The following is a 17,658-nucleotide window of genomic DNA, read 5'->3' as shown; positions in this document are numbered from 1 at the left end:
TTATTTTCAGACTTTGTAAAACTCGCGGTACCAGTCAACGAAGTTCTTCACGCCGTCTTTGACTGAGGTTTGCGGTTTAAAACCGATCACCTCATAGAGCGCTTTCGTGTCGGCGCTGGTTTCCAGTACGTCGCCCGGCTGGAGTGGCAGCATATTTTTCTCGGCTTTCTTGCCCAGCGCGTCTTCCAGCGCGGTGATGTAATCCATCAGTTCAACTGGCGAGCTATTACCGATGTTGTAAACGCGGTAAGGTGCTGAGCTGGTTGCCGGGGAGCCGGTCTCAACGGTCCAGCCTGCGTCAGGCTGCGGGATGACATCCTGCAGGAGAATAATCGCTTCAGCAATATCATCGATGTAGGTGAAATCGCGCTTCATCTTACCGTAGTTATAGACATCGATGCTTTTGCCTTCAATCATCGCCTTAGTAAATTTAAACAGCGCCATGTCCGGGCGTCCCCACGGACCGTATACGGTAAAGAAGCGCAACCCGGTGGTCGGCAGGTTGTAGAGATGCGAATAGGTGTGCGACATAAGCTCATTGGCTTTTTTGGTCGCGGCATAAAGTGAAACCGGGTGATCCACGGAATCGTCAGTGGAGAAGGGCATTTTGCGGTTGAGGCCATATACGGAGCTGGATGAAGCATACAGCAAATGTTGAACGCTGTTGTGGCGGCACCCTTCCAGCACGTTAAGATGACCAATTAAGTTCGCATCCGCATACGCGTGCGGATTTTCCAGGGAGTAACGTACGCCTGCCTGTGCGGCCAGATGAATGACCCGATCAAACTTCTCATCGGCGAAAAGCGCTGCCATCCCTTCCCGGTCAGCTAATTCCATCTTGTGGAAGGTGAAACGCTCAGACTGTAGCCGTTCCAGACGCGCCAGCTTCAAATTGACATCGTAGTAGTCATTCAGGTTATCAATACCTACAACCTGATGACCGGCCTCAAGTAGGCGTTTACTGACATTCGAACCGATAAAACCAGCTGCGCCCGTTACCAGAAATTTCATATCTTCCCTCATAAACCCAGATTCTTGCAGATGCGATAACGCATCACATGGTGTCTATGATAGCGCGAAGGGGGGCGAGTTACATAACGCATCTTTCCGATATAACTCATCGGATTCTTATAGAAAAATCCACAGCAATAGATAAACTATACGAACATAATTATGTTTCCCATTTTTCATCAGTTAGGGATTGTATGACGCAAAACAACAATAGCCAGGTCAGCCGAAGCAATGAGCCTGAGCAAATTGATTTACTTGATTTAGTGGTACAGCTGTGGCGTGGGAAGTGGATGATAGCAACGTTTGTTGTTGTTTTTATTGCCCTGGCTATTGGTTATCTGTCTGTTGCGAAAGAGAAGTGGACCTCAAGTGCAATTATTGCCCAGCCTGATGCTGCCCAAATAGCGACCTATTCAAACGCATTGAACATTCTCTATGGCAGTGCTGCCCCTTCAATGCTGGATATTCAAACGCGTGCGATTGGCCGTTTCAACTCCTCTTTCTCGGCGTTATCGCAGGCGCTGGATAATCAGGAAGATCCAGAAAAACTGACTATTGAGCCTGCTGTGAAAGGGCAAACGCTGCCGTTAAGCGTCTCCTACACCAGTACATCTGCAGAAGCGGCTCAAAAGCAGTTAGCGCAGTACATTCAGCAAGTTGATGAGCAAACGGCAAAAGAACTTGCCCTTGACCTTAAGGACAATATTAAGGAGCAGGTTAAAACCCTGAACGATTCCCTGGTAAACCAGGAGAAGGTCGCTCAGGAGCAGAAAGATCTGCGTATCAAACAGATCGTTGAGGCGCTGAAAAATGCTGAAGCGGCGAAAATCTCCTCGCCGCAGCTCCAGCAAACCCAGGATGTAACTCAGGAGACGATGTTCCTGCTGGGAAGCGAGGGGCTGAAGTCGATGATTCAAAACGAAGCCTCTCGTCCGCTGGTCTTTTCTGCGGCTTACTATCAGACCCGGCAAAACTTGCTGGACATTCAAAATCTGAACGTAAACCCGGACACTATCCACGTCTACCGTTACGTCATGAAGCCGGATCTGCCCGTTCGTCGCGATAGCCCGAAAAAAGCCATTGTTCTGATCCTTGCCGTGCTGCTGGGCGGAATGATTGGTTCTGGTGTGGTATTGGGGCGTAACGCATTACGCAACTATAAGCCAAAAGCCTGATTTGCAGATTTAAAAAACCGGGGGAAATCCCCGGTTTTTTTATTTATGACGCTTTCGAAGATTCTCAATCACCGCCGTCAAATCCAGCTCCTGATCCTGCAGCAGCACCAGCAGGTGATACATCAAGTCAGATGCTTCATTCGTCAACTCTTCCCGGTCATGTACTGTCGCGGCCAGCGCCGTCTCAACGCCTTCTTCTCCCACCTTCTGCGCAATGCGCTTAGTCCCGCTGGCATACAGCTTCGCGGTATAAGAACTCTCAGGATCCGCCGATTTACGCTCCGCCAGCAGTTGCTCCAGTTGATACAGAAACAGCCACTGATGACTCGTCTCGCCGAAGCAGCTGCTGGTGCCCTTATGGCAGGTTGGGCCGATTGGGTTTACCAGCACCAGCAGGGTGTCGTTATCGCAGTCTGGCGTCATGCTGACCACGTTCAGGAAGTGCCCCGAGGTTTCCCCTTTGGTCCACAGGCGCTGCTTCGTGCGCGAGAAAAACGTCACTTTGCCGCTGTCGATCGTTTTTGCCAGCGCGTCCTGGTTCATATAACCCAGCATCAGCACTTCGCCCGAGACGGCATGCTGTACAACCACCGGCAGTAATCCGTCAGTTTTTTCCCAGTCCAGCTGCGCCTGTTGTTGCTCTGTTAACATACCCTGATCTCCACGCCCTGGTCGGCCAGGTACGTTTTTAACTCACCAATATTGATAATCTGCTTGTGAAACACGGAGGCGGCAAGGGCACCGTCCACGTTCGCATCGCGGAAGGCTTCCAGGAAATGCTCCATGGTGCCCGCGCCGCCGGAGGCAATCAGCGGAACGTGGCAGACCGCGCGCACTTTTTTTAGCTGCTCGAGGTCATACCCGTTACGCACGCCATCCTGGTTCATCATATTGAGAACAATCTCGCCTGCGCCACGCTTTTGCACTTCCTGCACCCAGTCGAGCGTTTCCCACTGGGTGACGCGGGTACGACTTTCATCGCCGGTGTACTGGTTGACGTGGTACTTGCCCGTTGCGGCGTCATACCAGGTGTCGATTCCAACCACAATACACTGCACGCCAAAGCGATCGGCCAGGCGTGTAATCAACTCCGGCTCGGCCAGAGCAGGGGAGTTGATGGAAATCTTGTCGGCCCCAAAAGAGAGAATTTTGGCAGCGTCGTCAGCGGACTTAATCCCGCCCGCTACGCAGAACGGAATGTCGATCACTTCCGCCACACGTGCCACCCAGCTTTTGTCGACCACGCGGCCATCGCTGGAAGCGGTGATATCATAAAAGACCAGCTCGTCTGCGCCTTCATCGGCATAGCGTTTTGCCAACGGAACGATGTCGCCAATGATTTCGTGGTTGCGGAACTGTACGCCTTTCACGACCTGACCATCGCGTACGTCCAGGCAAGGGATTATCCGTTTTGCCAGCATTGAATCGCCTCCGTCACAGTAAATTTACCTTCCAGCAGGGCCCGGCCCACAATCACACCCTGTACACCTGTACCGCGCAGCGCGGCCACGTCGTCTATATCACCGATACCGCCAGAAGACTGGAACGCAACCTGCGGATAACGCGCGCAGACCTCTTCATACAGCGAGACGTTGGAGCCCGCCAGCGTTCCGTCGCGGGAGATATCCGTGCACAGTACGTGCTTCAGGCCAACGGGCAGATAGATATCGACCAGCTCTTCCAGCGTCACGCCGGAGTTTTCCTGCCAGCCGCTGACGGCAACCTGCTTTTTACCCTGCTCGTCAATGCGCACGTCCAGCGCCAGTACAAGGGCGTCGGCGCCAAAGCGGCGGAACCAGCCTTGCACCGTGTCAGGATCTTTCACGGCAGTTGACCCTACCACCACGCGGGCTACGCCAGCGTCCAGCAGCGAGGCGACGTCCTCTTCCGTACGCACGCCACCGCCGACCTGGACGGGCACGTCAACACCAGCAACAAGCTGTTTAAGCAGCGTGATCTGGCGCTTCGCCGGATCTTTCGCACCCGTTAAATCCACCAGATGCAGTACCTGGGCCCCCTGAGCGGCATAATCCTGCAGACGCGGCAGCGGGTCGTTTCCGTAGTCTCGCTGCTGGCCGTAATCGCCCTGGTGGAGACGGACAACCGTGCCGTCAATTAAATCTAAAGCGGGAATAATCATCACATCTCCAGGAAGTTTTTCAGCAGCTGCGCACCCGCGGCACCAGAGCGCTCCGGGTGAAACTGCACGCCGAAGAAATTGTCTTTCTGTACCGCCGCAGTAAACGCCTCGCCATAATTGCACTGGGCGATGGTATTGGCGTTTACGGGCATGGCGTAGCTGTGCACGAAGTAAAAGTACGCGCCGTCTTCGATGCCGCGAAACAACCGGTCGCCCGCTTTGGCGTAAACGCGGTTCCAGCCCATATGCGGCAGAGGCAGACCGTGGTCGGTCATTTTCGGTACGTCTTCGTCAATAATGCCCAGCAGGTCAACGCCGTTGCTCTCTTCGCTGCGGCGGCCCAGGAGCTGCATGCCCAGGCAAATGCCCAGCACCGGCTGGGTACAGGCTTTGATCAGATCGACCAGCTCGCGTTCGCGAATCTGATCCATCGCGGCCTGCGCGGTGCCAACGCCCGGCAGGAATAACTTATCGGCGCGCAAGACAACGTCCGGATCGCGGCTTACCACCGGCTCATAGCCGTGGCGCGCAATGGCCGATTTTACGGAGTTGAGGTTGGCGCATCCGGTATCCAGAATCACCACGTTCATTACAGCACTCCTTTTGATGAGGGAAGGGCATCGCCTTCCACGCGGATCGCCTGGCGCAGCGTACGTCCAAAGGCTTTAAACAGGCTCTCCACGCGGTGGTGATCGTTTTTGCCCTTGGTCTTCAGATGCAGCGTCAGGCCCATGGTGTAGGACAATGAACGGAAGAAGTGCTCCACCATTTCGGTGCTGAGATCGCCCACACGCTGGTAGGTGAAATCAGCTTTATATTCCAGGTGCGGACGACCTGAAATGTCCATGGCGCAGCGCGCCAGGCACTCGTCCATCGGCAGGACGAAGCCGAAACGGTTGATGCCGCGCTTGTCGCCGAGCGCCAGCTTCAGGGCTTCACCCAGCGCCAGGCCGGTATCTTCCACGGTGTGGTGATCGTCAATGTAAAGGTCGCCCTTCACCGCTATTTCCATGCGGAAACCGCCGTGGGTGGCAATCTGGTCCAGCATGTGGTCAAAGAAACCGACGCCGGTGTGGATCTTGCTGCCGCCTTCACGGTCCAGCCAGACCTTCACATCAATCTGCGTCTCTTTGGTGTTGCGCTCAACGTGGGAATAGCGGTCGCGTTTTGTCAACTGCTCGCCAATCTTTGCCCAGTTAAGATCGTTACGATCGTAGCGCAGTCCCGCGATGCCCATGTTTTCCGCCAGCGTAATATCGGTGATGCGATCGCCGATGACGTAGCTGTTGGTTTTATCCAGCGCATCTTCGGCCAGATAGCGCTCAACCAGCTTCACCTTTGGCTTACGGCAGTCGCACTCGTCGGCCGGCATGTGCGGGCAAATCAGCACCTCATCAAACACCACGCCCTGAGAGGTCAGCACCTGCATCATCAGATTATGCGGACCGTCAAAGTCCGCCTGCGGGAAGCTGTCAGTACCCAGACCGTCCTGATTGGTGATCATCACCAGCTTAAATCCGGCTTTCTGCAGCTTAAGCAGCACCGGGATCACGTCCGGTTCAAAAGCCAGCTTGTCGAATCGATCGACCTGAAAATCGGCTGGTGGCTCCGAAATAAGGGTGCCGTCACGATCGATGAAAAGGATCTTCTGGGTCATACTTTCTCCGCTTTCAGGGCGTCAATCACGCGCTGGCTCTCTGCGCGGGTGCCTACGGTAATGCGCAGGCATCCGCTCAGGGAAGGTTGTTTATTCTGGTCTCGTAAGATAATGCCCTGATCCCACAAAGATTTAAATACGGCACTGGAGGCGGTGAAGCGCGCCAGGATATAGTTGGTTTCCGAGTCGAACACCTGCTCCACGCAGGGAATATCCTTCAGGGCTGTCACCAGGTACTGGCGCTCTTCCAGGATCTGCGCCACGCGCTCGCGCATTGCATTTATGCCCTGCGGCGTCAGCGCCTGTGCCGCAATATCGGCAACCGGCGTCGAGAGCGGGTACGGGGCGATCACTTTCAGCAGCAGGTCGATGACCTCTTTATTCGCCAGCGTGAATCCGCAGCGCAGACCTGCAAGGGCAAAGGCTTTCGACAGCGTGCGCAGCACGACCAGGTGCGGATACTCTTTCAGCCAGCCTGCCAGCGTTGCCTGCGGACAGAACTCAATATAGGCTTCATCCGCGACCACCAGGGCTTTACCGCGCGTCATCTCCAGCAGGATGCGAATATCCTGCGGGTTGATAATCTGCCCGGTTGGGTTATTTGGGCTGCAGACGAAGACAACCTTCACGCCATCGAGATTGTCGGCAATGCCCTGCAAATCGAGCTGCCAGTTCTCCAGCGCCTGCACGTTGCGGCACGCCACGCCGAAGGTTTCGGCGCTGACGCTGTACATGCCGTAGGTAGGCTGGCAGTACATCACCGCGTCTTTGCCCGGCTCGCAGAACGCGCGGATCAGCAGCTCAATGCCCTCATCCGCGCCGCGGCTGACCAGCACCTGCTCCGGCTTCACGCCCGCGTACTGCGCGTAGTTTTCGATAACCGCCTTCGGCTGACACTCCGGATAGCGGTTCAGCGTTTGCTGCGACAGCTCAAACTGCACCGCAGTCGGGAATTCGTTGGCGTTCAGCCAGACGTCCCCGTTTCCGCCCAGACGACGTGCAGACTGGTAAGGCGTCAGGCGACGGACATTATCGCGGGCTAACTCTTCAATGTTCATGCTTGCTCCTTCAGGGCTACAACGCGCAGCGTCACGGCATTTTTGTGGGCGGTCAGTCGCTCGGCGGCGGCCAGGGTCTCAATAGTGGAGGCCAGTGAGGCAAACCCTTCGCGGGAGAGTTCCTGCACGGTCATGCGTTTCTGGAAATCCGCCAGGCCAAGGCTGGAGCAGGTAGAGGTATAGCCGTACGTCGGCAGCACGTGGTTAGTGCCGGAGGCGTAATCCCCCGCGGATTCCGGTGACCAGTCGCCGAGGAACACCGAGCCGGCGCTGGTGATGCTGTCGACCAGATCGCGCGCGCTGCGGGTCTGAATAATCAGGTGCTCCGGGCCGTACTGGTTGGAGATGGCAATGCACTGCGCCAGATCGCGCGCCACAATCAGGCGGCTGGCCGCGAGCGCCTGGCGTGCCGTGTCGGCGCGGGGCAGGTCGGCAAGCTGGCGCTCGACGGCTTCACCCACGCGTTTCGCCATATCGGCATCCGGCGTCAGCAGGAGCACCTGTGAGTCCGGGCCGTGTTCCGCCTGTGAAAGCAGGTCGGAGGCCACGAAGTCAGGCGTTGCGCCGCTGTCGGCAATGACCAGCACTTCAGACGGACCGGCAGGCATATCGATGGCCGCGCCGTCCAGACGCTGGCTGACCTGGCGCTTGGCTTCGGTCACGTACGCATTGCCAGGGCCAAAGATTTTGTCGACCTTCGGAATGGATTCAGTCCCGAATGCCAGGGCAGAAATCGCCTGCGCACCGCCCACTTTATAGATCGCCTGCACCCCGCACAGCTTCGCCGCATAAAGGATTTCGTCGGCAATCGGTGGCGGTGAGCAAAGCACCACTTTCTGGCATCCGGCGATACGCGCCGGCGTGGCGAGCATTAATACGGTCGAGAACAGCGGCGCTGAACCGCCGGGGATATAAAGCCCCACTGATGCAACCGGGCGCGTGACCTGCTGGCAACGCACGCCGGGCAGGGTTTCGACATCCACGGTCTGCAGCTTTTGCGCGGTGTGGAAGGTATCAATGTTTTTCACCGCGACGGCCATCGCCTGTTTGATCTCGTCACCCAGACGGTTGCTGGCGTCAATTATTTCCTGCTCGGTTACCCGTAATGCGCCGACTTCCGTCTTATCAAATTTTGCACTGTATTCACGCAGCGCGTCATCGCCACGGGCTTTGACGTTGTCCAGGATCTCCGCCACGGTGCGTGAGATGCTTTCTGAGGCGGAAATTGCCGGGCGCATCAGCAGCTCGCGCTGCTGTGCGTCGCTACAGGTATTCCAGTCGATGATTGTGTTAAAGCTCATGGCCATTACTCCATCATCTTCTCAATAGGCAGCACCAGAATGGAGCTTGCGCCCAGCGCCTTCAGTTTTTCCATGGTTTCCCAGAACAGGGTTTCGCTGCTCACCATGTGCATCGCCACGCGCTGCTGATCGCCCGCCAGCGGCAGGATGGTTGGGCGCTCAGCGCCCGGCAGCAGAGCAATGACCTCTTCCAGACGTTCGGTTGGGGCGTGCATCATGATGTATTTCGATTCGCGCGCCTGAATGACGCCCTGAATGCGGGTCAGCAGTTTGTCGATCAGCTGCTGCTTGGCGTCGGCCATCTCGCCATCGCGCTGAATCAGGCACGCTTTAGAGCGGTAGATCACTTCCACTTCGCGCAAACCGTTCGCTTCCAGCGTCGCGCCGGTAGAGACGAGGTCACAGATGGCGTCTGCCAGACCCGCACGCGGTGCCACTTCAACGGAGCCGTTCAGCAGGCAGGATTTAAACTGCACGCCTTTCTGGTCGAGATAGCGCTTCAACAGGTGAGGATAGGAGGTGGCGATACGTTTGCCGTTCAGCGCGGCCGGGCCGTCCCACGCTTCATCAACCGGCGTTGCCAGCGACAGGCGGCAGCCGCCGAAGTCCAGACGACGCAGGGTGAAGTAACGCGGATCTTCGCCCTGCGCGCGGCGGGTCAGCAGCTCTTCTTCCAGTACGTTTTCACCGATGATGCCGAGGTCAACGACACCATCCATGACCAGGCCGGGAATATCGTCATCACGCACGCGCAGAATGTCGATGGGCATGTTTTCAGCCAGAGCAATCAGGCGCTGGGTGTGCAGGTTAATTTTAATCCCGCAGCGGGCCAGCAGTTCGCGTGAGTCGTCGCTCAAACGGCCTGATTTTTGAATAGCTATGCGTAAGCGTGAGTTATCTAACATTCTTTATTCCTCGTTAACCTGTTTTAACCTGTCTGAATTCGGTCCAAAAAAAAGCCCCCGGAAGAAGATCTTCCGGGGGCTTTTTCATGCGTTCATGCACCACTGGAAGATCCAAACGTCTTCCAGCACACATCGCCTGAAAGACTAGTCAGGATGATGGTGGTGATGGTGGTGTTTAAATTGAACGCGTGTCATATAAATTCTCGATGAATGCTTATTCATTTGATGTCTTTTAACCTAAACCAGTTGTACGACATATTGCAAGGGCTTTTTTTGATCATTAATTCATTTCATATTGATGCTATGAATTGTGTGTTCTGCCGGGCTGGCGTAGCCTTATGAAAGACGAGTGAGAGTCAGGAGAATTCGCATGAAAAAGGTCGCGATTGTCGGTTTAGGATGGCTGGGAATGCCGCTGGCGATGTCATTAGCCGCGAAAGGCTGGCAGGTGACCGGGAGCAAGACCACCCGAGATGGGGTCGAAGCGGCGCGAATGTGCGGTATTGATGGCGTTGAACTGCGTCTGGAACCGGAACTGGTGTGTGATGCGGACGATTTGGACACGCTGATGAACGTGGATGCGCTGGTGATAACGCTACCCGCGCGGCGCAGTGGCCCGGGTGAATCATTTTATCTGCAGGCGATGCAGGAGATTGTCGACAGCGCGCTGGCGCATCACGTTCCGCGCATTATTTTTACCAGCTCGACGTCGGTCTATGGCGATGCTGAGGGCGTAGTGAAAGAGGGTTCCGAGCGCCGTCCCGTTACCGCGAGCGGTCAGGTCCTGAAAGAGCTGGAAGACTGGCTGCATAATCTTCCCGGCACGCAGGTCGATATCGTTCGTCTGGCGGGGCTGGTGGGCCCTGGTCGCCATCCGGGACGCTTCTTCGCCGGAAAGACGGCGCCCGACGGTCAGCATGGCGTGAATCTTGTCCATCTGGAGGATGTTATTGGCGCGATTGAGCTACTCTTACAGGCTCCAAAAGGCGGACACATCTATAATATATGTGCACCGTCTCATCCGGCGCGCAGCACGTTTTACCCACTGATGGCACGTCAGCTGGGCCTGGCGGCGCCGGTTTTCGGTGAGGCAAAGAATGACAGTAAAGGTAAAATTGTTGATGGCAATCGCATTTGTCATGAGCTGGGGTTTGAGTATCAGTATCCCGATCCGCTGGTGATGCCCATGGAATAAGTCCTGCAGCGGAGACAATCGCACACCAGAAGGGGGCGAGCATGAAACCGCTGCTGGATGTTCTTATTATTCTGGATGCACTGGAAAAAGAGGGAAGCTTTGCGGCAGCCTCGGCAAAGCTTTACAAAACCCCTTCGGCGTTGAGCTACACCGTTCAAAAACTGGAAAGCGATCTCAATATCCAGATCCTCGATCGCACCGGGCACCGCGCCCGTTTTACCCGCACCGGACAGATGCTGCTGGAAAAAGGCCGTGAGGTTCTGCATACCGTTCGCGAGCTGGAAAAGCAGGCCGTCAAGCTCCATCAGGGATGGGAGAACGAGCTGGTGATTGGCGTGGATGACACCTTTCCATTTTCTCTCCTGACGCCGCTGATTGAAACGTTTTATCAGCATCACAGCGTCACCAGGCTGATTTTCATCAACGGCGTGCTGGGCGGTTCCTGGGATGCCTTAACACAGGGCAGGGCGGACATTTTTGTCGGTGCACTGCATGAGCCTCCTCAGCTGAGCGAATTTGGTTTTGCCCGACTCGGCGTGCTGGAGCAGGTATTTGCCGTGGCGCCCCATCATCCGCTGGCTCAGGAACCTGAGCCTCTTAACCGTCGCGTCATAAAGGGCTACCGCGCGATTGTCGTGGGGGACAGCTCGCGCGCGGAATGTGCGGTTTCCTCGCAATTGCTGGATGAGCAGGAGGCCATCACCGTTTTTGACTTTAAAACCAAGCTGGAACTGCAAATTAGCGGTCTGGGCTGTGGCTATTTACCCCGCTATCTGGCGCAGCGCTTTATTGACAGCGGTGCGCTTGTTGAAAAACAGGTACTTGCTCAAAGCAGTAACGAGTCGGTATGGGTGGGCTGGAACGAACAAACCGCCGGGCTGGCCAGCGCCTGGTGGCGGGACGAAATTTTAGCAAATAGTGCTATCGCCGACGTTTACTCTCAGGGTAGCGTCGAGAAATCAGCCAGTTAGCAAAAAGAAAATTACCCGGTGCGTTGCAAAGTATTGCCTTTTGTATCCGATGTGGGGCAAAATGCCGCCGCTGCAACCAAATGAATAATCGACGATATAAAAGGCGTCGGTTATTTTTTTTTGCATGTACGAAACGAAACTAAAAACCAAGAGGCCGGGCTTCGTACCGGATAGATATTTACTAAAATCCGACAGTTGTTGTCGCTGAGGAAGAAAGAAATGGGGCAATTTTTCGCTTACGTGGCGGTTATCACCGTAAAGGAGAATAACTATGTCGCATAACGCAACTCCAAACACCTCTCGCGTGGAATTACGTAAAACGCTTACGTTGATTCCGGTTGTTATGATGGGCCTGGCCTATATGCAACCGATGACGCTGTTCGATACATTCGGTATCGTATCAGGCCTCACAGACGGTCATGTGCCGACGGCATACGGCTTCGCGCTGATTGCGATCCTCTTCACCGCGCTGAGCTACGGTAAACTGGTGCGTCGCTATCCGTCTGCCGGTTCCGCCTACACCTATGCCCAGAAATCCATCAGCCCGACGGTTGGCTTTATGGTGGGCTGGTCGTCGCTGCTCGACTATCTGTTCGCGCCGATGATCAACATTCTGCTGGCAAAAATTTATTTTGAAGCGCTGGTGCCGTCGATTCCCTCCTGGATGTTCGTCGTGGCGCTGGTAGCCTTTATGACTGCCTTTAACCTGCGCAGCATCAAGTCCGTTGCCAACTTTAACTCCGTAATTGTCGTGCTTCAGGTTGTCCTGATTGCCGTTATTCTTGGCATGGTCATTTACGGCGTGTTCCATGGCGAAGGCGCGGGCACACTGGCGAGCAGTAAGCCGTTCTGGTCTGGTGATGCCCATGTGATCCCAATGATTACCGGGGCAACCATTCTGTGCTTCTCCTTTACCGGTTTTGATGGGATCAGCAACCTGTCTGAAGAAACCAAAGATGCAGAGCGCGTGATTCCGCGTGCTATTTTCCTGACGGCGCTGATTGGCGGTCTGATCTTTATTTTCTCGACCTATTTCCTGCAGCTGTATTTCCCGGATATCTCTCGCTTCAAGGATCCGGATGCATCTCAGCCGGAAATCATGCTCTATGTGGCGGGTAAAGCGTTCCAGGTCGGCGCGCTGATCTTCTCCACCATCACCGTACTGGCGTCCGGTATGGCCGCGCATGCAGGCGTTGCGCGTCTGATGTACGTAATGGGCCGCGATGGCGTATTCCCGAAAAGCTTCTTCGGTTATGTTCATCCAACATGGCGTACCCCGGCGATGAACATCATCCTGGTCGGTGCTATTGCGCTGCTGGCGATTAACTTTGACCTGGTGATGGCAACGGCGCTGATTAACTTCGGTGCGCTGGTGGCGTTCACCTTTGTTAACCTGTCGGTTATCTCTCAGTTCTGGATCCGTGAAAAGCGTAACAAGACGCTGAAAGATCACTTCCAGTATCTGTTCCTGCCGATGTGCGGTGCCCTGACCGTGGGCGCGCTGTGGGTTAACCTGGAAGAGAGTTCAATGGTGCTTGGCCTGATTTGGGCTGGTATCGGTCTGGTTTACCTGGCTTGCGTCACCAAGAGCTTCCGTAACCCGGTTCCTCAGTACGAAGACGTCGCGTAAGCGCAGCGCCAACGGGCGAAAAAAAACCGGAGTTCAAAGGCTCCGGTTTTTTTATATCTGAATTTCACACTATCTCTTGCGCGTACTGGAACAACGCTTTCAGCAGCGTCTGCTTCTCTGTATTCCCTTCGTACTGGCCGTAAAGCATCTCCAGCTCCTGCGCGTAGCTGTGCAGATATTCTGGCGTAAACACGTTACGACGATGCTGCAACCAGCGCGCCTGTTCTGCTTCGTCCAGCGTGCCGGGATAGTTGCGCGCCCGGTAATTAAACATCAGCTTTTCGATGCGCTTATCGGCGAAGGTGATGTCCAGCGCCGGTAAATTACGCGGCTCGGTTTGCAGAACGATATTCATGGCTGCACGGTCGGCATCACTGAAGAAGCCGTTGTAGAGCTGGGCATCCACGTTTTCAGACGGCACGAACGGCTCCGCCTCGGCAAAAATAGCGACCACTTTCTCGCGCACCTGTGGGTTATCGCGCAGCACTTTCAGATTATCCAGACAGTGCTGACGGTTGATGCTTAGCCTGTCGGCATCTTCCGGACGCAGCGTGTTCGCCTGCGCCAGCACCGGACATTTATTGATATGCACCAGTTTGACCGGCACCGCAGGCAGAGCGCCGAGTTCATTTTTCGGGGTGTAAAGCCGTTCGCGCAGGGTATCGCTGTCGAGCTCCAGCAGCGGCGAAATATCCCCCGCCAAATCCACCATGATGACCGCATTTCGGTTATCCGGGTGCCAGGCCAGCGGGGCAACCCAGCTGGTATTGCCGCGCCAGGCACCAAACATGCCGGAAATATGCACCAGGGGCTTCATCTGCGGTACGTCGATAAGGGTCATGAGCTTCTGCTTGCCGCGGTGGCTAAGCAGATATTCAAACAGCCGGGGCTGCGCGGTTTTCACCAGCTTCGCCATGGCAATGGTGGCATAGACATCCGCCATCGCATCGTGGGCATTACTGTGCTCGATGCCGTTGGCGCGCGTCAGGTGCTCCAGCCGGAAGCTCGTCAGCCCTTCCTCATTTTCCGGCCAGTTAATGCCTTCAGGACGCAGGGCATAACAGGCGCGCATAATGTCGAGCAGATCCCAGCGTGAATTGCGGTTCTGCCAGCTCCAGGCGTACGGATCGTAGAAGTTTCGATAGAAGATGTTGCGCGTCACTTCATCGTCAAAACGGATGTTGTTGTAGCCAACCACGCAGGTATTGGGAACGGTAAACAGATCGTGGATGCGGCGGGCGAACTCTGCTTCGTTAACGCCTTTTTCCCGGGCTTCCTGCGGTGTTATCCCGGTGACCATCACCGCGCCGGGCTGCGGCAGGTAGTCATCAGCCGGTTTGCAGTAAAAGACCTCGGGCTCGCCAATGATGTTGAATTCGTCGTCGGTACGGATGGCGGCAAACTGCGCCGGTCTGTCCAGCGCCGGATGCGTGCCAAAGGTTTCGTAGTCGTGGAATAAAAAAGTCGGGCGTGCGGCAGAGTCAGACACCAGTAATACCATCCTGTTAAAAAATGACGCCACTATGGTAAACGATCGCGCGGGTCAGACCGAATAAAAAGCGCCGGCATGGCGTAAATTTGCGAGGGAACTTCAGCGGAAAACCTGCGTTCTGTCACATTTTTTTGCAATTAAGCCAGGTAACGACATCAGAACTCCCGTAAAAAGGTCATCGATTTTTAATGACCTGAGGATATACCGTTGAAACGCCGTCTGTTTATTGCTGTTTCTTTACTCGCTTCGAGTGTCTCATCTGCTTTTGCGGCTGAGCCACTGGATTTTTCGCCGCAGCCTCCAGCCATTCAGGCGGGGTCCTGGGTGCTGATGGACTACACGACTGGTCAAATTTTAACGGCGGGCAACGAACATCAACAACGTAATCCGGCGAGCCTCACTAAGCTAATGACGGGCTATGTAGTCGATCGGGCCATTGACAGCCACCGTATTACGCCGGATGACATTGTCACCGTAGGGCGTGACGCGTGGGCCAAAGGCAACCCGGTTTTTGACGGCTCGTCGCTGATGTTCCTGAAAGAGGGCGATCGCGTCTCCGTGCGTGACTTAAGCCGCGGTCTGATTGTCGATTCCGGCAACGATGCCTGCGTGGCGCTGGCCGACCACGTGGCGGGCGGGCAGCCGCAGTTTGTGAAGATGATGAACGACTACGTGCAGAAGTTGAACCTGCGCGATACGCACTTTGAAACCGTCCACGGGCTGGATGCGCCAGGGCAGCACAGCTCCGCTTACGATCTGGCCGTGCTCTCCCGGGCTATCATTCACGGTGAGCCTGATTTTTACCATATGTACAGCGAAAAGAGCCTCACCTGGAACGGGATCACTCAGCAGAACCGTAACGGCCTGCTGTGGGATAAAACCATGAACGTGGACGGCCTGAAAACGGGGCACACCTCGGGCGCGGGCTTTAACCTGATTGCGTCTGCCGTTGACGGACAGCGTCGTTTAATCGCGGTGGTGATGGGGGCCGACAGCCCCAAAGGGCGCGAAGACCAGGCGCGTAAGCTTCTGCACTGGGGACAGCAGAACTTCGATACGGTGCAGATCCTGCATAATGGTAAAAAAGTGGGGACAGAGCGTATCTGGTACGGCGATAAAGAACAGATAAATCTGGGGACGGATCAGGACTTCTGGCTGGCGTTACCGAAAGCGGAAGTGCAGAACATCAAGGCTAAATACGTTCTGGATAAAAAAGAGCTGGAAGCGCCGATTGCCGCGCATCAGCGGGTTGGGGAGATCCAGCTCTACGATCGCGACAAGGTCGTGGCGCACTGGCCGTTGGTCACTCTGGAAGCCGTTGATAAGGGAGGCGTATTCTCACGCCTGAGCGATTATCTGCACCACACGCTTTAACCGCTGATGGGCAGACTGGCAGGGTTGCGAGTCTGCTCACATAATAAACACTCCTCGTTTGCCGATAATAGTAATCCAGCTTTATAGTGTATAAATATACAGTAATAAACGGAGGCAGCATGGACTACAGCATCAAGCAGCAACAGAAACGTAAGATTGCGGGTTTTCATCTTGTTGGGCCGTGGGAAAAAACGGTTAAGCAGGGCTTTGAACAGCTGGTTATGTGGGTGGACGGGCGTCACATTGAGCCGCTGGAGTGGGTTGCGGTCTACTACGATAACCCCGATGAGGTCCCGGCAGAAAAACTGCGCTGCGATACGGCCGTTACGGTACCGGATGATTTCGTTATCCCGGAAAACAGCGAAGGCGTCATGATGACGGAAATCGCTGGCGGGGATTACGCCGTAGCGACGGCGCGCGTGGAAAACTACGACTTTGCGACGCCGTGGTATCAGTTCTTCAATTCTTTATTGCAGGACAGTAAATACCAGATGGCGCTCAAACCCTGCTTCGAACGCTATCTTAACGACGGCAATGCGGACGGCTATTGGGACATTGAAATGTATATCGCGGTAGAGCACAAAACGGTTTAAGCCTGCAATATGAAGGGTTTTTCAGCCGGGTGCGATCCGCCCGGCTGAAAACACAGTACAATTGTGATTTGCCGTGTTGCTGGAGAGCGGGTGTGCGTCCCGACAAATCATTAACCCCATTTGAAATTCGCTTGTACAAACATTACCGCGTGGTGCACGGGAGTCGCATCGCGCTGGCTTTCGTATTGACCTTTGTACTGGTCCGGTTGCTGGATGTACCGGAGGGAACGTGGCCACTGATCACGCTGGTGGTGGTGATGGGGCCTATCTCATTCTGGGGGAACGTTGTTCCTCGCGCCTTCGAGCGGATAGGCGGTACCGTTCTTGGATCTGCCCTGGGGCTTATTGCCCTGAAGCTGGAACTCATCTCATTTCCCGTGATGCTGGCGTGGTGCGGTGCTGCCATGTTCCTCTGCGGCTGGCTGGCGTTGGGCAAGCGGCCTTATCAGGCGCTGCTGATTGGTATTACTCTCGCGGTGGTTGTCGGTGCGCCCGCCGGGGATATGACCACGGCGCTGTGGCGAAGCGGGGATGTCATCCTGGGGTCACTGCTGGCCATGCTCTTCACTGGTATCTGGCCGCAGCGTGCTTTTCTGCACTGGCGTATTCAGATGGCTAACTACGTCACCGCCTTTAACCGCGTCTATCAGGCCGGTTTTTCCCCGAATCTGGTTGAGCGTCCCCGGCTGGAAAAACATCTGCAAACGATCCTCAACGACGTGGTTAAAATGCGCGGCCTGATCGCGCCCGCCAGCAAAGAAACCCATATTCAGAAAGCGATTTTCGAAGCCATCCAGACGGTAAGCCGCAATCTGGTCTGCATGCTTGAACTGCAAATCAATGCCCACTGGGCCTCGCGTCCAAGCCATCTGCTGATGCTTAACGCGCAGACCCTCAAAGAGACCCAGCAGATGACGCAGCAAACGCTGTTGACCATCGCTCATGCGCTCTATGAAGGGAACCCGCAGCCGATACTGGCCAACAGCGAGCGGCTGAATGAGATCGTCGCGGAGCTGAAGCAGTTAATCAATGAACGCCAGGGCGATAACGTGGCGGAAACGCCTATTCATGGCTACGTCTGGCTGAGCCTGGAACTGGCGCGGCAGCTTGAGCTGTTATCGCACCTTATTTGCCGCGCGCTGCGCAAATAAAAGGC

19 protein-coding genes and 1 other annotated feature are annotated in these 17,658 nt (G+C 55.4%); of the genes, 8 read left to right on the top strand and 11 right to left on the bottom strand.

All coding sequences use genetic code 11. The features are described from left to right. Nucleotides 1-6: 6 nt before the first annotated feature. On the bottom strand, nt 7-1,011 hold the full coding sequence (locus HBM95_14630) for an NAD-dependent epimerase (protein NIH44160.1): 1,005 nt from the start codon (nt 1,009-1,011) through the stop codon (nt 7-9). A gap of 194 nt (nt 1,012-1,205) precedes the next feature. Here HBM95_14630 and wzzB point away from each other — a divergent pair, with 194 nt between their 5' ends. Beyond that, nucleotides 1,206-2,186, top strand: coding sequence for an LPS O-antigen chain length determinant protein WzzB (gene wzzB / locus HBM95_14625; GenBank protein ID NIH44159.1), 981 nt, complete (start codon nt 1,206-1,208; stop codon nt 2,184-2,186). A gap of 39 nt (nt 2,187-2,225) precedes the next feature. Here wzzB and HBM95_14620 read toward each other — a convergent pair whose 3' ends face one another. From HBM95_14620 to hisL, 9 genes are all read right to left on the bottom strand, one after another. Beyond that, entirely contained in the window at nt 2,226-2,837 is a 612-nt protein-coding gene (locus HBM95_14620) for a bifunctional phosphoribosyl-AMP cyclohydrolase/phosphoribosyl-ATP diphosphatase HisIE (GenBank protein ID NIH44158.1), read from the bottom strand. Continuing rightward, nucleotides 2,831-3,607, bottom strand: coding sequence for an imidazole glycerol phosphate synthase subunit HisF (gene hisF, locus HBM95_14615; GenBank protein NIH44157.1), 777 nt, complete (start codon nt 3,605-3,607; stop codon nt 2,831-2,833). The genes HBM95_14620 and hisF overlap by 7 nt, the downstream gene beginning before the upstream one ends. Continuing rightward, a complete protein-coding gene (hisA, locus tag HBM95_14610; protein NIH44156.1) occupies nt 3,589-4,326 on the bottom strand; it encodes a 1-(5-phosphoribosyl)-5-[(5-phosphoribosylamino)methylideneamino]imidazole-4-carboxamide isomerase in 738 nt (245 codons plus the stop codon). The genes hisF and hisA overlap by 19 nt, the downstream gene beginning before the upstream one ends. Next, nucleotides 4,326-4,916: an imidazole glycerol phosphate synthase subunit HisH gene (gene hisH, locus HBM95_14605; protein ID NIH44155.1), complete on the bottom strand. Its 591-nt coding sequence runs from the start codon at nt 4,914-4,916 to the stop codon at nt 4,326-4,328. The genes hisA and hisH overlap by 1 nt, the downstream gene beginning before the upstream one ends. After that, nucleotides 4,916-5,983 (bottom strand): bifunctional histidinol-phosphatase/imidazoleglycerol-phosphate dehydratase HisB, encoded by a 1,068-nt coding sequence (gene hisB / locus HBM95_14600; protein ID NIH44154.1) that lies wholly within the window; start codon nt 5,981-5,983, stop codon nt 4,916-4,918. Before hisB ends, hisH begins: the two co-directional genes overlap by 1 nt. Next, complete coding sequence (hisC, locus tag HBM95_14595; protein NIH44153.1) at nt 5,980-7,041, bottom strand: histidinol-phosphate transaminase; 1,062 nt, start codon at nt 7,039-7,041, stop codon at nt 5,980-5,982. The genes hisB and hisC overlap by 4 nt, the downstream gene beginning before the upstream one ends. After that, nucleotides 7,038-8,342 carry a histidinol dehydrogenase gene (hisD, locus tag HBM95_14590; GenBank protein NIH44152.1) on the bottom strand — a complete coding sequence of 435 codons (1,305 nt, stop codon included), beginning with the start codon at nt 8,340-8,342 and terminating at the stop codon, nt 7,038-7,040. Before hisD ends, hisC begins: the two co-directional genes overlap by 4 nt. A 5-nt stretch (nt 8,343-8,347) precedes the next feature. Continuing rightward, the gene (hisG, locus tag HBM95_14585) at nt 8,348-9,247 is read right to left on the bottom strand and encodes an ATP phosphoribosyltransferase (protein ID NIH44151.1); all 900 of its coding nucleotides are present in this window, start codon (nt 9,245-9,247) and stop codon (nt 8,348-8,350) included. A 45-nt stretch (nt 9,248-9,292) separates the two neighbouring features. Continuing rightward, nucleotides 9,293-9,416 (bottom strand) — a sequence feature (His leader region). Continuing rightward, nucleotides 9,392-9,442 carry a his operon leader peptide gene (gene hisL, locus HBM95_14580; GenBank protein ID NIH44150.1) on the bottom strand — a complete coding sequence of 17 codons (51 nt, stop codon included), beginning with the start codon at nt 9,440-9,442 and terminating at the stop codon, nt 9,392-9,394. Its footprint overlaps the feature before it by 25 nt. A 175-nt stretch (nt 9,443-9,617) precedes the next feature. Between hisL and HBM95_14575 the strand changes: the two genes are divergently transcribed. The 4 genes from HBM95_14575 (at nt 9,618) to plaP (ending at nt 13,043) form a co-directional block, all read left to right on the top strand. After that, nucleotides 9,618-10,442 (top strand): SDR family oxidoreductase, encoded by an 825-nt coding sequence (locus tag HBM95_14575; GenBank protein NIH44149.1) that lies wholly within the window; start codon nt 9,618-9,620, stop codon nt 10,440-10,442. A 41-nt stretch (nt 10,443-10,483) separates the two neighbouring features. Next, on the top strand, nt 10,484-11,413 hold the full coding sequence (locus HBM95_14570; protein NIH44148.1) for a LysR family transcriptional regulator: 930 nt from the start codon (nt 10,484-10,486) through the stop codon (nt 11,411-11,413). A 219-nt stretch (nt 11,414-11,632) separates the two neighbouring features. Then, nucleotides 11,633-11,695, top strand: coding sequence for a membrane protein YoeI (gene yoeI, locus HBM95_14565; protein NIH44147.1), 63 nt, complete (start codon nt 11,633-11,635; stop codon nt 11,693-11,695). Then, nucleotides 11,685-13,043 carry a putrescine/proton symporter PlaP gene (gene plaP, locus HBM95_14560; protein NIH44146.1) on the top strand — a complete coding sequence of 453 codons (1,359 nt, stop codon included), beginning with the start codon at nt 11,685-11,687 and terminating at the stop codon, nt 13,041-13,043. Before yoeI ends, plaP begins: the two co-directional genes overlap by 11 nt. Nucleotides 13,044-13,107: 64 nt before the next feature. Here plaP and sbcB read toward each other — a convergent pair whose 3' ends face one another. Further along, entirely contained in the window at nt 13,108-14,532 is a 1,425-nt protein-coding gene (gene sbcB / locus HBM95_14555; protein ID NIH44145.1) for an exodeoxyribonuclease I, read from the bottom strand. A 210-nt stretch (nt 14,533-14,742) separates the two neighbouring features. Between sbcB and dacD the strand changes: the two genes are divergently transcribed. From dacD to HBM95_14540, 3 genes are all read left to right on the top strand, one after another. Continuing rightward, complete coding sequence (gene dacD, locus HBM95_14550) at nt 14,743-15,909, top strand: serine-type D-Ala-D-Ala carboxypeptidase DacD (protein ID NIH44144.1); 1,167 nt, start codon at nt 14,743-14,745, stop codon at nt 15,907-15,909. A 119-nt stretch (nt 15,910-16,028) separates the two neighbouring features. Further along, a complete protein-coding gene (sbmC, locus tag HBM95_14545; GenBank protein ID NIH44143.1) occupies nt 16,029-16,502 on the top strand; it encodes a DNA gyrase inhibitor SbmC in 474 nt (157 codons plus the stop codon). A 92-nt stretch (nt 16,503-16,594) separates the two neighbouring features. Next, nucleotides 16,595-17,653: an FUSC family protein gene (locus tag HBM95_14540; GenBank protein ID NIH44142.1), complete on the top strand. Its 1,059-nt coding sequence runs from the start codon at nt 16,595-16,597 to the stop codon at nt 17,651-17,653. Nucleotides 17,654-17,658 lie beyond the last annotated feature (5 nt).

This window comes from Enterobacter asburiae, from assembly GCA_011754535.1.
GTDB lineage: Bacteria > Pseudomonadota > Gammaproteobacteria > Enterobacterales > Enterobacteriaceae > Enterobacter > Enterobacter cloacae_N.
This window is presented reverse-complemented; position numbering and strand designations above follow the sequence as displayed.

Bases quoted from the DNA above. Each gene is read 5' to 3' on its own strand.
- HBM95_14630 (NIH44160.1), bottom strand. From the start codon at position 1,011: ATGAAATTTCTGGTAACGGGCGCAGCTGGTTTTATCGGTTCGAATGTC.
- wzzB (NIH44159.1), top strand. From the start codon at position 1,206: ATGACGCAAAACAACAATAGCCAGGTCAGCCGAAGCAATGAGCCTGAG.
- HBM95_14620 (NIH44158.1), bottom strand. From the start codon at position 2,837: ATGTTAACAGAGCAACAACAGGCGCAGCTGGACTGGGAAAAAACTGAC.
- hisF (NIH44157.1), bottom strand. From the start codon at position 3,607: ATGCTGGCAAAACGGATAATCCCTTGCCTGGACGTACGCGATGGTCAG.
- hisA (NIH44156.1), bottom strand. From the start codon at position 4,326: ATGATTATTCCCGCTTTAGATTTAATTGACGGCACGGTTGTCCGTCTC.
- hisH (NIH44155.1), bottom strand. From the start codon at position 4,916: ATGAACGTGGTGATTCTGGATACCGGATGCGCCAACCTCAACTCCGTA.
- hisB (NIH44154.1), bottom strand. From the start codon at position 5,983: ATGACCCAGAAGATCCTTTTCATCGATCGTGACGGCACCCTTATTTCG.
- hisC (NIH44153.1), bottom strand. From the start codon at position 7,041: ATGAACATTGAAGAGTTAGCCCGCGATAATGTCCGTCGCCTGACGCCT.
- hisD (NIH44152.1), bottom strand. From the start codon at position 8,342: ATGAGCTTTAACACAATCATCGACTGGAATACCTGTAGCGACGCACAG.
- hisG (NIH44151.1), bottom strand. From the start codon at position 9,247: ATGTTAGATAACTCACGCTTACGCATAGCTATTCAAAAATCAGGCCGT.
- HBM95_14575 (NIH44149.1), top strand. From the start codon at position 9,618: ATGAAAAAGGTCGCGATTGTCGGTTTAGGATGGCTGGGAATGCCGCTG.
- HBM95_14570 (NIH44148.1), top strand. From the start codon at position 10,484: ATGAAACCGCTGCTGGATGTTCTTATTATTCTGGATGCACTGGAAAAA.
- plaP (NIH44146.1), top strand. From the start codon at position 11,685: ATGTCGCATAACGCAACTCCAAACACCTCTCGCGTGGAATTACGTAAA.
- sbmC (NIH44143.1), top strand. From the start codon at position 16,029: ATGGACTACAGCATCAAGCAGCAACAGAAACGTAAGATTGCGGGTTTT.